Below are 15,844 nucleotides of genomic sequence, written 5' to 3'. Positions count from 1 at the left end.
CGATGACGACACAGTATCAGCTAACGGCCGCCTCCGCGGCGCCCTTTGTGTTGCTCGACGACGCGCGAGTGACGGGAGCGGAGGCGCGCCTGTTCCGCGATCCGCTCGATATTGTGCGTGCAGACGACGTCGGCGATGTCGTCTCGCTGATCGAAGCGGTCGAGGCGGCTGCGGCGCGTGGCCTGTATGTCGCCGGCTATCTCGCTTATGATGGGGGCAAGGCGCTGGCGCCCGCTTGGCGGGGGCGCGGTGCCGCGCCGATGAACTTCGATGCACCGCTAGCCTGGTTCGGCCTGTTCGAGCGTGTCGAGCGGATCGATGCCGACGCAGTTGCGTCGCTTCTACCCGATCCCGATGCCGCTTGGATCGGCGCACCACGTCCGCGCGTGGCGCGTGCGGACTATGAAGCCGCCGTTGCGCGCGTTCTCGATTATATTCGCGCCGGCGACATTTATCAGGCCAATCTGACCTTTCGCGCCGACGTGCCCTTCGCGGGCGATCCGCTCGCCGTCTATGCGCGGCTGCGGCAGACGGCGCGGGCGGGATATGGCGGTTTTATCTGGACCGGCGAGCAGGCGATCGCGTCGCTGTCGCCCGAGCTTTTCTTTGCGCTGCGCGGCGGCGCGGTGATGGCGCGGCCGATGAAGGGGACGGCCGCGCGTCGCGCCGATCCCGAAAGCGACGCGCGCGGGGCGCGGGCGCTCGCGCAGGATCCCAAGCAGCGTGCCGAAAATCTGATGATCGTCGACCTGCTCCGCAACGATCTGTCGCGCGTTGCCGAGGCCGGATCGGTCGCGGTGCCCGACCTGTTTCGCGTCGAAACCTATCCCACGATTCATCAGCTCGTCTCTGACGTCACCGCGCGCCTGCCCGCGGACAAGGGGGCCGCGGACGTGCTGCGCGCCGCCTTTCCCTGCGGGTCGATCACCGGCGCACCCAAGGTGCGGGCGATGGAGATCATCGACGAACTGGAGGACGAAGCGCGCGGACTTTACACCGGTTCGATCGGCTTCATCGCGCCCGATGGCGAGGCGGCGTTCAATGTCGCGATCCGAACGCTCGTCTTTCCGTCGCAGCGCGACTTGCGCGACGGAGCGCATTGCGCCACGCTGGGACTGGGTTCCGGAATCGTCGCCGACAGCGAACCGGCTGAAGAATGGCGCGAATGTCTGGCCAAGGGGGAATTTGTGGTCGCTGCCGGGCAAAGCTTCGATCTGATCGAGACGATGCACTTCGATCCCGTGGACGGCGTCCAGCGGCTCGAGGGGCATCTGGCGCGCATGAAGGCGAGCGCCGAGGCGCTGGGCTTTCGTTTCGACCGCCACGGCGCGCGCAACAATCTGCAGTCGGCGACCTTTCGCCTGCGCAGCGCCGCGCGCGTGCGGATGCGGCTCGCGCCTTCGGGCGCGCTTGCGGTCGAGGTGTCGCCATTGCCGCGGCTTGCCGAGCTCCCGGTGCCGGTCGCCGTCGCGCCTGCGCCGCTCGCTCCCGGCGATTTCCGTCTGACCCACAAGACCAGCCTTCGCGGCGCCTATGACGAAGTGCGTGCGGCGCACGGCACCGCCGAAGTCGTGTTCGTCGACGAGCCGGGGTTCGTGACCGAAGGAAGCTGGAGCAACATCTTCGTCGAACGCGACGGCCTGTTGCTCACGCCGCCGCTGTCGCTCGGCCTGTTGCCCGGCGTGCTGCGCGCCGAACTGGTCGAAAAGGGGCGAGCGGTCGAGTCGCATCTGCGCCTCGCCGATCTGGCGGACGGCTTCTTCATCGGCAATTCGCTGCGCGGGCTGATCCCGGCGCGACTGGCGCAGCCCGCAGGCTGAACTTTCGGCTTGCATAGCTAATTTATGGCGCCGCCGACTTGCCTATTGCGGGCGGAGGCTTTAGGCGCGGCCCCGCGCAATTTCCTGTCATTTTGCAGCCTGTCCGCGCAAGCCACGGAAAGTATCGTCATGTCGCTGAAGCCGCACACCTCCGCCGCCCTCAACCGCATCCAGCCCTCGGCCACGCTCGCGATGACCGCGCGCGTCACCAAGCTGAAAGCGGACGGCGTCGACGTGATCGGCCTGTCGGCGGGCGAGCCCGATTTCGACACGCCCGATTTCGTCAAGGAAGCGGCGATCGAGGCGATCCGCGGCGGCCAGACCAAATATACGCTGGTCGACGGCACGGTCGCGCTCAAGGAAGCGATCCGCGGCAAGTTCCGCCGCGACAACGGGCTCGACTTCGGGCTCGACCAGATCACGGTCAATGTCGGCGGCAAGCACACGCTGTTCAACGCGCTCGTCGCGACGGTCGACCCCGGCGACGAGGTGATCATCCCGGCACCCTATTGGGTCAGCTATCCCGACATCGTCGCCTTTGCCGGCGGCACGCCGGTGACGATCGAGGCGTCGGCGGCGCAGCATTACAAGATCACGCCCGAACAGCTCGACGCCGCGATCACCGCGAAGACGCGCTGGATCATCTTCAATTCGCCGTCGAACCCGTCGGGCGCCGCCTATTCGCCCGAGGAACTCGACGCGCTGGGCGAGGTCATCCGCCGCCATCCGCATGTGATGGTGATGACCGACGATATGTACGAACATGTCTGGTACGCCGATTTCGCCTTCTCGACGCTGGCGCAGCGCTGCCCCGACCTGATCGACCGTATCCTGACCGTCAACGGCTGTTCCAAGGCCTATGCGATGACCGGCTGGCGCATCGGCTATGCCGGCGGCCCCGCATGGCTGATCAAGGCAATGGGCAAGCTGCAGTCGCAGTCGACCTCGAACCCCTGTTCGGTCGCGCAGGCCGCGGCGGTGGCCGCGCTCGGCGGGCCGCAGCAGTTTCTCGAGGAGCGCAACGCCGCGTTCCGCAAGCGCCGCGACATGGTCGTCGCGATGCTCAACGACGCGCCGGGGCTGAACTGCCCGGTTCCCGACGGGGCCTTCTATGTCTATCCCGACGCGAGCGGCTGCATGGGCAAGACGACCCCCGACGGCAAGCCGATCGACAGCGACGAAGCGCTGATCGATTATTTCCTCGACACCGCGCGCGTCGCGGCGGTGCATGGCGCGGCCTTCGGTCTGTCGCCAGCCTTCCGCGTTTCCTATGCGACGTCGGAGGCGGTGCTCAAGGAAGCGTGCATCCGCATCCAGCAGGCCTGCGCCGCGCTGCGCTGACCGCGGCGCCGGACCGGCGCCGTCTGAACGATGCCCCGTCATCCGGTTCACCGGATAGTAAGCCATCGTCGCTATGGGTGATGGCGGTCACTGCACGGCGGCACGGGGCGCGCCATATCGTCGCTGTAACCGAGGGGGCCTCCCCCACGAAAACGACAATATGACAAAAAGAGGCTTTTATGTTTTCGATGTTCCGCTCCGACTGGTTTCCGACCATGCTCGCCGGCTTCGCCATTGGTGCCTTGATCGTCGTGCTGAATCAGCCGGCGGTCGCCATGCCGATCTGACCGCGATGCGGCGCCCCTTCGCCGCGCTGATTGCTGCCGCGGTGCTGGCGCAATGCGCGCCCGCGCAGGCGGAAAGCGTCGTCAAGCTCCCCGCGGCGGCTGTCGATCCCGCCGTGAAGACGAAGCGTGCGGTTGCCGTGCTCGCGGGCGGATGCTTCTGGGGCGTCGAAGGCGTCTTTTCCAATGTGAAGGGCGTCGTGTCGGTCGAATCGGGCTATCATGGCGGCAGCAAGGCCACCGCCGAATATGACCAGACCTCGTCCGGCACGACCGGACATGCCGAGTCGGTTCGCATCGTCTATGATCCGTCGGTGGTCAGCTATGGCACCTTGTTGCGCATCCTGTTTTCCGTGGTCGCCGACCCGACGCTGAAAAACCGGCAAGGTCCCGACAGCGGCACCCAATATCGCGCCGCGATCGTGCCGATGGATGCCGCGCAGCGGCAGGTTGCGACCGCGTATCTGGCACAGATCGGCAAGGGTCATTATTTCAAGGCGCCGATCGTGGTCCCGGTCGAAAGCTACAAAGGCTTTTACCGCGCCGAAGCCTATCATCAGGATTTCATGCGCCTGCATCCCGACAATGGCTATATCCGCCGCTGGGACGCGCCCAAGCTGGCGGCGCTGAAACGCCTCTATCCCGAATGGGTGCGGGCGACCCCGGCGCCCTGAACGGCGCCGCACGCGGCAGGCCGTTCAGCGTTCCGCCACTTATCGCGCGATAGGAATCATTCACCGCAAATCGCTGGTCCGCGCAGGCAGAGTGCGGGACGCATGGTGCCGACCAAAAAGGTCGGGCGATAAACTGGTCGCGGGTTGCGGGGTTATGATGGCGTTGGGATTTTCGGGCAGGCGGCTGCTCGGTATGGCGATTGGCGGTATGGCGCTGGCGGGCTGTGTCAGCGGCGCGGCACTGGTGCCGACGCCGCGGCAGGCGCAAACGGCGCCGCGCGGTGCGGTCAGCGTTCCCATCGGGCCGCCGGTCAGCACCGCAACCCCGGCGCGCGCGGTGAATGCACCGCCCAAGGACGTCGTCGATCCGGGCTTCCGGCGCCCGCCGAGTGGTCTCAGCGACCGGATTTCGCAGCTTTGGCGAACTTTTCCCGGCAAGACCGGCATCGCGGTTCAGCGTATCGACGGCGAATGGTCCTTTTCGGAACGCGGCGGCGAACTGTTCCCGCAGCAGAGCGTGTCGAAACTGTGGGTGGCGATGACCGTGCTCGATGCGGTCGACCAGGGCAAACTCAGCCTCGACCGCCAGGTGGACATCGGCCCCAACGACCTCACCCTGTTCCATCAGCCGCTCGCGGCGCGCGTGCGGTCCGAAGGCAAGGTGACGATGAGCGTGCGCGACCTTATCGAAACCGCGATCACGCACAGCGACAACACCGCCAACGACAGCCTGCTGCGCACGGTGGGCGGTCCCGAGGCGGTCCGGCGCTTCATCGCGAAGAAGGATCTGGGATCGATCCGTTTCGGTCCCGGCGAACGCCTGTTGCAGAGCGCGACCGCGGGCCTGTCGTGGCAGCAGAGCTATTCGCGGGGCAATGCCTTCCAGCAGGCGCGCGCCGCGCTGCCCGATTCGACGCGCAAGGCCGCGCGCGAGGCCTATCTTGCCAATCCGATGGACGGCGCCGCGCCGGCGGCGATCGCGAGCGCATTGACCCGGCTGGCGCGCGGGGCGCTGCTGTCGCCCGAATCGACGCAATATCTGATGGGCGTGATGAGCCGGACGCACAGCGGGCCGAAGCGGCTGAAGGCCGGGCTCCCCTCGGGCTGGGACTTCATGCACAAGACCGGCACCGGCCAGGATTACAAAGGCGAGACGGCAGGCTATAACGACATCGGCATCGCCACCGCACCCGACGGTACGCGCTATGCCATCGTCGTGATGCTGGGCGATACATCGGCGTCGATCCCCGCGCGCATGGCGCTGATGCAGGCGGTTTCCGGCGCGGTGGCCGAATTTCACGGAAAGTAGGCTTCGATGAAAAGGGTGATGGTTCCGCTGCTGGCGCTGCCGCTGGTCCTGTCCGCCTGCGCAACGCCCGAGACGCGGCTGCGCAACGGGCTCCAGAATGCGGGTCTGTCGAAGGCGATGTCGACGTGCATGGCGGGGCGCATGGTCGACCGGATGTCGCTCGTCCAGCTTCGCCGCCTGTCGGCGCTGGGCAGCCTGAAAGACCGCGAAATCACCGACCTGACGCTCGACCAGTTCTTCCGCAAGGTCCGCGCGCTAAAGGATCCGGAGATATTGGCGGTGACGACCAGCTCCGCCGCGGTGTGTGCGCTGCGCTGATCCAACCGCCGCTTTGGCGCGTGTCAAGATTTTCTGGGCGCGGCAGGGGTAGCCTTGCCGCGCAACTTGTGCTTATGCGGCGCCGCATATCTCCCCGCTTACAGAGTCGAAAGGCCCGGCAGAGCTCATGAACATCCACGAATATCAGGCCAAGGAACTGCTCGCGAAATTTGGCGTCGCGGTGCCCAAGGGCATTCCCGCGATGAGTGTCGAGGAAGCCGTCGCGGCGGCAAAGCAGCTCCCCGGACCGCTTTACGTCGTCAAGGCACAGATCCACGCGGGCGGCCGCGGCAAGGGCAAGTTCAAGGAACTCGGCCCCGACGCCAAGGGCGGCGTTCGCCTGGCGAAGAGCATCGAGGAAGTCGAAGCGCACGCCAAGGACATGCTGGGCAACACGCTGGTGACGATCCAGACCGGCGAGGCCGGCAAGCAGGTCAACCGCCTGTACATCACCGACGGCGTCGACATCGGCAAGGAATTCTACCTCGCGTTGCTCGTCGATCGCGCCACCAGCCGCATCGCGGTCGTCGCGTCGACCGAAGGCGGGATGGACATCGAGGAAGTCGCGCACTCGGCTCCTGAAAAGATCCACACCATCACCATCGATCCCGCCACCGGCCTGATGCCGCACCACGGCCGTGCGGTGGCCAAGGCGCTCGACCTGTCGGGCGATCTTGCCAAGCAGGCGGCGAAGATCCTCGAGGGCCTCTATGCCGCGTTCCTCGGCACCGACGCCTCGCAGATCGAAATCAACCCGCTCGCCATCTGCCCGACCGACGAAGGCGACAAGCTCTATGTCCTTGACGCAAAGGTCGGCTTCGATTCGAACGCGATGTTCCGTCACAAGGATCTCGCCGAGCTGCGCGACCTGACCGAAGAAGATCCGGCCGAGGTCGAGGCGAGCGAATATGACCTCGCCTACATCAAGCTCGACGGCAATATCGGCTGCATGGTCAATGGCGCCGGCCTGGCGATGGCGACGATGGACATCATCAAGCTCAATGGCGCTTTCCCGGCCAACTTCCTCGACGTCGGCGGCGGCGCGAACAAGGAAAAGGTCACCGCGGCGTTCAAGATCATCCTCAAGGATCCCGCCGTTCAGGGCATTCTCGTCAACATCTTTGGCGGCATCATGAAGTGCGACATCATCGCCGAAGGCATCGTCGCCGCGGCGAAGGAAGTGAATCTGTCGGTGCCGCTCGTCGTCCGCCTGGAAGGCACGAACGTCGAAAAGGGCAAGGAAATCCTGGCGAACTCGGGTCTCGCGATCGTTCCCGCGAACGATCTGGGCGACGCGGCGAAGAAGATCGTCGCCGAGGTTGCCAAGGCGGCCTGACCGGCTTTCCCCTTCCGCTCTTGCGGCGGAAGGGGTCGCCCACAGGTTGACGTTTACGTAAACGCCAATTATGGCGCACTGCACAATTCTTCGAGAGGAGCTGAAAAGCCATGAAAATCCTCGTCCCCGTGAAGCGGGTGCTCGATTACAACGTGAAGCCGCGGGTGAAGGCGGACGGCACGGGCGTTGACCTTGCCAACGTCAAGATGTCGATGAACCCCTTCGACGAAATCGCCGTCGAAGAGGCGATCCGCCTCAAGGAAAAGGGCGTCGCGACCGAGATCGTCGCCGTCAGCGTCGGCCCGGCCAAGGCGCAGGAAACGCTGCGTACCGCGCTTGCGATGGGCGCCGACCGCGCGATCCTGGTGCAGACCGACGATGAAGCCGAACCGCTCGCGATCGCGAAGATATTGAAGGCGATTGCCGATGCCGAAACGCCGGGTCTCGTGATCCTCGGCAAGCAGGCGATCGACGGCGACAACAACCAGACCGGTCAGATGCTCGCCGCGCTCACCGGCTGGGCGCAGGGCACCTTCGCCAGCGCCGTGAACGTCGAAGGCGATCATGTCAGCGTCACGCGCGAAGTCGACGGCGGTCTCGAAACGGTGAAGCTGAAGCTTCCCGCGATCGTCACCACCGACCTGCGTCTGAACGAGCCGCGCTACGCGTCGCTGCCGAACATCATGAAGGCGAAGTCGAAGCCGCTCGATACCAAGGCGCCCGCCGATTACGGCGTCGACACGGCGCCGCGCGTCAAGACGGTCAAGGTTTCGGAGCCGCCCGTCCGCTCGGCCGGCGTCAAGGTCGCCGATGTCGATGAACTGGTTGCCAAGCTGAAGGCGATGGGAGTGCACTCATGAAAACGCTCGTTTGGGTCGAACATGACGGCAGCGCCGTCAAGGATGCCACGCTCGCCGCAGTAACCGCGGCTTCGAAGCTCGGCGAAGTCCATCTGCTCGTCGCCGGGGAAGGCGTCGACGGCGTTGCCAAGGAAGCCGCGCAGATTGCGGGCGTCGGCAAGGTGCATGTCGCCGATAGCGCCGCCTTCGGTCACAACCTGCCCGAAAATATCGCACCGCTCGTCGCCGATCTGATGGGCAGCCACGACGCGTTCGTCGTGCCTGCGACCACCACCGGCAAGAATATCGCGCCGCGCGTCGCCGCTCTGCTCGACGTGATGCAGATTTCGGAAATCCTGTCGGTCGAGGGTCCGAAGACCTTTACGCGTCCGATCTATGCCGGCAACGCGATTGCGACCGTCGAATCGTCGGATGCGAAGCTTGTGCTCACCGTTCGCGGTACCGCCTTCGAAAAGGCGGCGGCGACCGGCGGTTCGGGTGCGATCGAAGCCGTCTCGGCTGGCGGCGACGCCGGCATTTCGAGCTTCGTCGGCGCCGAAATCGCCAAGCAGGATCGTCCCGAGCTCACCTCCGCGAAGATCATCGTGTCGGGCGGGCGTGCGCTGGGTTCGAGCGAGAAATATCAGGAAGTCATCGTGCCGCTCGCCGACAAGCTCGGCGCCGCGCTCGGCGCTTCGCGTGCTGCGGTCGATGCAGGCTACGTCCCCAACGACTATCAGGTCGGCCAGACCGGCAAGATCGTCGCGCCGGAGGTTTATTTCGCGATCGGCATCTCGGGTGCGATCCAGCACCTTGCGGGGATGAAGGATTCGAAGACGATCGTCGCCATCAACAAGGACGAAGACGCTCCGATCTTCCAGGTCGCCGATCTCGGCCTCGTCGCTGATCTGTTCAGCGCGGTGCCCGAACTGACCGGCAAGATCTAACCGCCCGACCATATGGCCGGCAATCATCCCGGAGTGCCCGGACTGGGCGACGCGCCGTTCAACGCCGGCGGTCGCCGGTCCGCGCGGCCGGGGCCGGGGCGCGAAATCGACGATGATGACCGCGCGGCCGACGACGAGGAAGCCGTCCATGGCCGCGCGCTGATTCTGGCCAGCGTCGCGCGCGACGCGCGGCTCAATCAGAAATTCCTGTTGCTGATCACGCTGTCGGCGGCGATCGCCACGCTCGGCCTGCTTCAAGGGTCTGCGGCGGTGGTGATCGGCGCGATGCTGGTATCGCCGCTGCTCGGCCCGATCATGGGCGTCGGCTTTGGCCTGGCGACGCTCGAATCCAATCTCATTAAGCGTTCGCTCGTCACGATGGCGGCGGGGATGGCGGTCGCGGTGCTCGTCGCGATGCTGATCATCTGGCTGTCGCCGATCAAGGACGTCACCCCCGAACTGCGCGCGCGGACGCAGCCGACATTGCTCGATCTGGGCGTCGCCGTCGTCGGCGGGATCGCCGGCGTCTATGCGATCCTGCGCAAGCTGTCGGGCGTCATGGTCGGCGTCGCGATCGCGACCGCACTGGTTCCGCCGCTCTCGACGATCGGTTTTGGCCTTGCCACCGGCCGCCCCGACTTCGCGCTCGGTTCGGCGCTGCTCTTCCTGACCAACACGTTAGCCATCGCCTTTGCCGCGACGATCGTCGCACGGGTCAACAAATTCGGCCCGTCGCTGACCCCGCAGCATACGGCGATGCAGATAACCGGAATCATCGTCACGCTGGGCGTGCTGTCGATCCCGCTGGCGCTGTCGCTCAACAATATCGCGCGCGAGATCCGCGCACGCTCGGCGGTGCAGTCCGAACTCAACCGCTTGCTCGGTGACGGCGATCGCATCGACAGCCTGAATGTGCGCACCGAGGGCGAGGAGGTGGCGGTCGACGGCGTTGTCCTCGTCGACCAATATTCGGCGCAGCTCAACGATCAGCTTGCCACCAAGGTGCGCGGCGATCTCGACCGCGACGTCAGCGTCAACCTCGTCCAGCTCAAGCAGCAGACCAACGCCGCGGTGCAGTTCGAGGAGCGGCTGAACCAGCGGCTCGCCACGCTCGAACAGCGTGACGCCGACAGCATGGGGATCATCGCCGGGCTGACCATCGGCGAACTGATTCCGCGCGCGCGGGTGCTGGTCGATGCGCAGGCGCGCCGCGTCGTCGTCCAGCGCGACCGCGAGGGCGAAGGCGAACAGGTCGCTGCGGCGATCGACCGCATCATGGCCGACATTCAGGGCCGCTACCCGCAATGGCTGATCGAAAACGGCAGCTTCACCCCCGCCGAACCGCCGAAGGAGACAGCGGACGGCGCGACCGGGGAAGAGCCCGCGACGGAGCGCCGCTGAGCCGGGCGTCTTGATACCGACGCATTCGCGATCATAGGGTGGGCGCTGCCTCTTTGGAGTCGTTCGATGCCCCAAGCCGACAAGCGCCTTATCCTCGCCGACGGGCTAGCCGCGGGCGACGATGATACGGCGCTGCGTGCCCGGCTGATCGCCGCGGGCGTGTCAGCGGCTTCGGCGAAATATGAGGTCGAGCGGCTGGCGAAGGACCCGATGGCGCTTGCGTTGCGGCGGCAGGCGGCGCGGAGCGCCAAGCAGCAATGGTTGTTCGCCAATCAGGCGCGGCTTGCGCGCGAGAGCGAAGGCGGCTTCGCGCTCGATACTGCCGATCGCATCGCGACCGCAGACTTTTATCGCGGCTATTATGATGCGAACCGTCCGGTGAAGCTGGCCGGCCTCGTCGATCATTGGCCCGCGCTGTCGCGCTGGTCGCTCGATCATTTTGCGGCGGTCGCGGGCGGCGCGGCGGTCGAGGCGCAGGTGGGGCGCGACGGCGACCCCGATTATGAACTCGCCAAGGACGCTCACCGGCGGATGCTGCGGTTCGGCGAGCTGATCGACTGGTTGCGGGGGGACGAGGTCAGCAACGACATCTATCTGACGGCCTATAACAGCGGTACCAACGCGGCGGCGCTCGCGGCGCTGTGGGACGATCTGGCACCGATCGACCTCTTGGAACCGCGCGACGGCCGCGACGGCTTTTTCTGGCTCGGTCCCAAAGGGACGCTGACGCCTTGGCACCACGATCTGACGAACAATCTGCTCGTACAGGTCATGGGCCGCAAGCGGGTCCGCATGGCGCCGCCCTGGGCCTTTGCGCAGATGCGCAACAGCCGCCATTGCTTTTCCGACTGGGGCAACGAAGCGCTGCCGGCGGGCGATGGCACCGCCGAAACGCCGCCGGTTCTCGAATGCGTAATCGCGCCGGGCGAGGCGATCTTCCTGCCCGTCGGTTGGTGGCATCAGGTCGAGGCGCTCGACCTGTCGGCGAGCATGAGCTTCACCAACTTCCGCCGTGCCAACGCGCATGTCGACGATTATGGGTCGTGGGGGGCGCTTTGAAAGACTTGCCTTGGCCAGCTTCATCGACGACATTCCGGCCATGGAGAGAGTGACTTGCCGCAGTTCGTCCGTCGTCGCCGTCGCGATGCTTTCGCTGCTGACGGCTCCGAACGCAGGCGCCAAGCCGAAAGAGCCGCTGCATCTTCAGCCCAGTTCGAAGTGGCTTCTGAATTATGCGGACGACAGTTGCCGCCTGGCGCGCCAGTTCGGCGAGGGCGACGACAAGGTGATGCTGGTTATGGACCGCTTCGAGCCCGGCGACGGGATGCGGATGAGCTTTTTCGGCAAACCGGCGCGTACGAGCCGGATGGACGGCGATGCGAAAATTCGCTTCGGCCCGAACCAGGCGGAGCAGGCGATCGGATTCTACCCCGGCAGGGGCGATGGCAAGACCCCGGCCCTGGTGCTGCGCAGCGAGGTCAGGATTGCGCCGCGGAGCGAAGCCGAAAACGGCGCGTACGATGCCGCGCGCAATGCAGGCGATTTCGGCTTCCGCTGGTCGACGGTTACGCCTGCCGAAGAAGCTGCCGTCACATGGATTGAAGTGGGTTCTCCGGTGAGCCGACCCTTCGTTCTGGAGACGGGGTCGATGGGCAATGCCTTCGCGGCGCTGAGCAAATGCACCGACGAACTGCTCGACCATTGGGGCATCGACGTCGCGCGGCATGCAACGATGACGCGCCCGGTCACCCCGATAAGCGACCCCGGCCAATGGATCCGGTCGGGCGATTATCCTCAGGAGATGCTGTGGCAGGGACAGCGCGCGCTGGTGCAGTTTCGGCTCAATGTCGATGCGTCGGGAAAGCCGACCGCCTGTCACATCCAGCAAACGACGCGCGCCAAAGAATTCGACGACGCGGTTTGCAAATCGATCATGCGCCGCGCCGAATTCAAACCCGCGCTCGACGCCGATGGCAAGCCGATGGCATCTTATTGGCTCAGCAGCGTCAATTTCCACATGGGACTGTAAGAGGCCTCGCGATGTCACTGATCCGGCTCGAACGCCATGATGCGGTCGCGACTGTCACCCTGAACCGTCCCGATGCGATGAATGCGCTCTCGCGGGCGTTGCGCGCCGAGCTTGCGGCGGTGATGCGGCGGCTTGCCGCCGACGACGGCGTGCGCGCGATCGTGCTGACGGGGGCGGGCGAGCGCGCCTTCACCGCCGGGCTCGACCTCAAGGAACTGGGGGCCGACACCAGCAATCTGGGCGCCGCCAATGCCACCGACGCCGACGAGAATCCGGTCAAGGCGATCGAGCTCTGCCCGCAGCCGGTGATCGGCGCGATCAACGGCGTTGCGATCACCGGCGGGTTCGAGCTTGCGCTCGCCTGCGATATATTGATCGCATCGACGGCAGCGCGCTTCGCCGACACACATGCGCGCGTCGGGGTCATGCCCGGCTGGGGCCTGTCGCAGAAATTGTCGCGGCTGATCGGTATCGGCCGCGCCAAGGAATTGTCGCTGACGGGTAATTTCCTGGGCGCCGAAGCGGCGCGCGACTGGGGCCTCGTCAATCGCGTCGTTGCCCCGGAAGAGCTGGTGTCCGCGGCGCAGGCGCTCGCGCGCGATATCGCCAGCGCCGATCCGGCGATGGTACGACGCTACAAGCGGCTGATCGACGACGGCTATGCGCTGCCCTTCGGTGACGCGATGGCGCTCGAACAGGCGCGGTCGTCGGCGGCGAACCGCGCCGTTCGCGCCGAGGAGGTCGAGGCGCGGCGGATGGCGGTGATGCAGCGGGGGCGTGCGAACATCTGACGCGCGGCCGCGCCCACCTGTCACGATTACGGGCTTGCGGAGCCCGAAAATACTTAGCAAGGGGAAGTAATGTCCGATCTGTCGACCTTGCTGCCTCCCTTCATGACGCGCGTTGCCGGTGCCGGCGACCTGTCGAACCTGACTCGCCTTTCGGGCGGCGCCAATATGGAAAGCTGGGCGTTCGACTGGGGCGGCGGTGCCTATGTGCTGCGCCGTGCGCCCTCGGCCGAATATATGGAAGGGCGGCCTTATGGTCATCCGGTCGAGGCTGCGCTGGTCCGGGCGGCGCACGCTGGCGGGGTCAAGGCGCCCGAGGTGATCGGGGTGCTGTCCGATGCCGACGGCATGGGCACGGGCTATGTCATGCGGCGCGTCATCGCCGAAGTCAGCTCGGCGAAGATATTAGCGGCGGCGCCGCGGTCGCTCGTCGCCGATCTGGGGCGCGAACTGGCGTTGATCCACGCGCTGCCGCGCGCCGCGATCCCGGCCGAAATTCCGGTGATGGATACCGCCGCAGCGCTCGCGGAGCTCAAGGCGCGCTTCCTTTCCTATGGCGGCGACCGGCCAGCGATCGCGCTCGCGATCAAATGGTGCGAGGATCATCTGCCCGAACCCGCCGACCCGGTGCTCGTCCATGGCGACTATCGCATGGGCAATGTCATGGTCGATGCCGATGGTCTTGCCGCCGTGCTCGACTGGGAACTCGCGCATCTGGGCGACGCGCACGAGGATCTGGCCTTCGGCTGCATGACGGTGTGGCGGTTCGGCATGCTCGACAAGCCGGCGTTCGGGGTCGGCAGTCTCGACGATTATTTTGCCGCCTATGAGGCCGCGGGCGGGCGTCCGGTGGACCGCGACCGCTTCAAATATTGGCTCGTCTATCGCACCCTGTGGTGGGCGCTCGGCTGTCTGCAGATGGGGCAGGCGTGGCGGAGCGGCGCCGATACGACGGTCGAACGCGTGGTCGTGGGGCGGCGCACTGCCGAACAGGAACTCGACATCATCCGGCTGCTCGAAGATGGGGCGCCCGCGGCCGAGCGCGCGGCGCCGCTGCCGCCTTCGCCTGCCGCCGCCGCGGCGCCGGTCGGCGAACCGACGACGCAGGAAATGGTGCAGGCGGTGCGCGATTGGCTGGGGGAGGCGATCAAGCCGCAGGCCGAGGGGCATGGCAAATTTCAGGTCGCGGTCGCGATGAACGCGCTCGGCATCGTGATGCGCGATCTTGGTGCCGGCGTGCGTGCCGAGGACAAGGCGCTGGCCGGGGACATACTGGCCGGGCGGGCGACGCTTGCCGACCCCGGCCTGCTCGCGCGCCTGCGCCGCGCGGCGCTCGACAAATGCGCGGTCGACAGTCCCAAATATGCCGCGCTCGCCGCGGCGCGGGCCGCCTGGAACGGATAGAGACAAACGGGAGAGAGACGATGGATTTTGCGGTTCCGGCCGATTTGCAGGCCTATCTGGACGAACTCGACGCCTTCATCGCAGCGGAGATCAAACCGCTCGAGGAGGCGGACGACAACATCCGCTTCTTCGACCATCGCCGCGAACATGCGCGCACCGACTGGGACAATCAGGGACTGCCGCGCCACGAGTGGGAACAGCTGCTGAAGCAGGCAACCCGCAAAGCCGATGCCGCGGGCCACTGGCGCTTTTCGGCGCCGAAGAAATATGGCGGCAAGGACGGATCGAACCTGTGGATGGCGGTGATCCGCGAGCATTTTGCCGCCAAGGGCCTCGGCCTCCACAATGATCTGCAGAACGAACACAGCATCGTCGGCAATTTCCCCTTCGTCGAGATGTTCGAACAATTCGGTACCAGCGAGGAGCAGAAGCAGGAGTTCATCCTCGGCGGCTTCGAAGGCAAACGCCGCACCGCCTTTGGCCTCACCGAACCCGATCATGGCAGCGACGCGACGCACATGGAAACGCGCGCGGTGCGCGAAACCCGCGACGGGGTCGAAGGCTGGCTGATCAACGGCGAGAAGATGTGGACGACGGGGATGCACGTTGCGACCCATTGCGCGACCTTCTGCCGCACCAGCGGCGATGACGGCGATGCCAAGGGGATCACCTGCCTGCTCGTCCCCAACCCGTCGCCGGGCCTCGTGATCGAGGAATATCTGTGGACCTTCAACATGCCCACCGATCACCCGCGCGTCAGCTTTACCGATGTGTGGGTGCCCGACAGCGCGCGGCTCGGCCCGGTCGACGGGGGCCTGTCGATCGCGCAGAGCTTCGTCCACCAGAACCGCATCCGTCAGGCGGCCTCGTCGCTTGGTGCGGCGGTTTACTGCATCGAGGAAAGCGTGCGCTATGCGCGCGAGCGCAAGCCCTTCGGCGAAGCGCTGGCGAAGAATCAGGCGATCCAGTTCCCGCTCGTCGAGCTGGCGACGCAGGCCGAAATGCTGCGCCTCCTCATCCGCAAGACGGCGTGGGAAATGGACAATATGCCGCACAAGGAGGTTGAGCGCACCCTCTCCGACAAGGTGAGCATGTGCAATTACTGGGCGAACCGCCTCGTCTGTCAGGCGGCCGACCGCGCGATGCAGGTGCATGGCGGCATCGGTTATTCGCGCCACAAGCCCTTCGAGCATATCTATCGCCACCACCGCCGCTACCGGATCACCGAAGGGGCCGAGGAGATTCAGATGCGCAAGGTTGCGGCCTATCTGTTCGGCTATCTCGGCCCGCGCAGGGAGACGCTGGGGAAGATTTGAGGGTTATATATAAAGGTGGTGTTCCCCCGCGAAGGCGG

At 65.9% G+C, this 15,844-nt stretch carries 14 protein-coding genes; all 14 read left to right on the top strand.

What is annotated here, in order from left to right; all coding sequences use genetic code 11:
- The first annotated feature begins 2 nt into the window (after positions 1–2).
- Entirely contained in the window at positions 3–1,820 is a 1,818-nt protein-coding gene (pabB, locus tag STE01S_RS01360; protein ID WP_174531817.1) for an aminodeoxychorismate synthase component I, read from the top strand.
- 129 nt (positions 1,821–1,949) lie between these two features.
- Positions 1,950–3,161 (top strand): pyridoxal phosphate-dependent aminotransferase, encoded by a 1,212-nt coding sequence (locus STE01S_RS01355; RefSeq protein WP_003042809.1) that lies wholly within the window; start codon positions 1,950–1,952, stop codon positions 3,159–3,161.
- 292 nt (positions 3,162–3,453) lie between these two features.
- Entirely contained in the window at positions 3,454–4,119 is a 666-nt protein-coding gene (gene msrA, locus STE01S_RS01350; RefSeq protein ID WP_062764171.1) for a peptide-methionine (S)-S-oxide reductase MsrA, read from the top strand.
- 157 nt (positions 4,120–4,276) lie between these two features.
- The gene (gene bla, locus STE01S_RS01345) at positions 4,277–5,428 is read left to right on the top strand and encodes a class A beta-lactamase (RefSeq protein ID WP_058811306.1); all 1,152 of its coding nucleotides are present in this window, start codon (positions 4,277–4,279) and stop codon (positions 5,426–5,428) included.
- A gap of 6 nt (positions 5,429–5,434) precedes the next feature.
- Positions 5,435–5,746 carry a hypothetical protein gene (locus STE01S_RS01340; protein WP_062764169.1) on the top strand — a complete coding sequence of 104 codons (312 nt, stop codon included), beginning with the start codon at positions 5,435–5,437 and terminating at the stop codon, positions 5,744–5,746.
- A gap of 127 nt (positions 5,747–5,873) precedes the next feature.
- Positions 5,874–7,082, top strand: coding sequence for an ADP-forming succinate--CoA ligase subunit beta (gene sucC / locus STE01S_RS01335; RefSeq protein WP_003042798.1), 1,209 nt, complete (start codon positions 5,874–5,876; stop codon positions 7,080–7,082).
- Positions 7,083–7,192: 110 nt separating this feature from the next.
- Positions 7,193–7,942, top strand: coding sequence for an electron transfer flavoprotein subunit beta/FixA family protein (locus tag STE01S_RS01330; RefSeq protein ID WP_003042796.1), 750 nt, complete (start codon positions 7,193–7,195; stop codon positions 7,940–7,942).
- Entirely contained in the window at positions 7,939–8,868 is a 930-nt protein-coding gene (locus STE01S_RS01325) for an electron transfer flavoprotein subunit alpha/FixB family protein (protein WP_062764167.1), read from the top strand. Before STE01S_RS01330 ends, STE01S_RS01325 begins: the two co-directional genes overlap by 4 nt.
- Before the next feature lie 12 nt (positions 8,869–8,880).
- Positions 8,881–10,269, top strand: a complete 1,389-nt coding sequence (locus STE01S_RS01320; protein ID WP_062764165.1) for a DUF389 domain-containing protein — start codon at positions 8,881–8,883, stop codon at positions 10,267–10,269.
- A 66-nt stretch (positions 10,270–10,335) separates the two neighbouring features.
- On the top strand, positions 10,336–11,328 hold the full coding sequence (locus STE01S_RS01315) for a cupin-like domain-containing protein (RefSeq protein WP_062764163.1): 993 nt from the start codon (positions 10,336–10,338) through the stop codon (positions 11,326–11,328).
- Positions 11,329–11,368: 40 nt separating this feature from the next.
- Complete coding sequence (locus STE01S_RS01310) at positions 11,369–12,298, top strand: energy transducer TonB (protein WP_218016964.1); 930 nt, start codon at positions 11,369–11,371, stop codon at positions 12,296–12,298.
- An 11-nt stretch (positions 12,299–12,309) separates the two neighbouring features.
- Positions 12,310–13,089 (top strand): enoyl-CoA hydratase, encoded by a 780-nt coding sequence (locus STE01S_RS01305; RefSeq protein ID WP_120694124.1) that lies wholly within the window; start codon positions 12,310–12,312, stop codon positions 13,087–13,089.
- Positions 13,090–13,158: 69 nt separating this feature from the next.
- Complete coding sequence (locus STE01S_RS01300; protein ID WP_062764159.1) at positions 13,159–14,490, top strand: phosphotransferase; 1,332 nt, start codon at positions 13,159–13,161, stop codon at positions 14,488–14,490.
- A gap of 20 nt (positions 14,491–14,510) precedes the next feature.
- On the top strand, positions 14,511–15,806 hold the full coding sequence (locus tag STE01S_RS01295; RefSeq protein WP_062764157.1) for an acyl-CoA dehydrogenase family protein: 1,296 nt from the start codon (positions 14,511–14,513) through the stop codon (positions 15,804–15,806).
- Positions 15,807–15,844: the final 38 nt, after the last annotated feature.

Origin of the sequence: Sphingopyxis terrae subsp. terrae NBRC 15098, assembly GCF_001598815.1 — a bacterium.
Classification (GTDB): Bacteria; Pseudomonadota; Alphaproteobacteria; order Sphingomonadales; family Sphingomonadaceae; genus Sphingopyxis; species Sphingopyxis terrae.
This window is presented reverse-complemented; position numbering and strand designations above follow the sequence as displayed.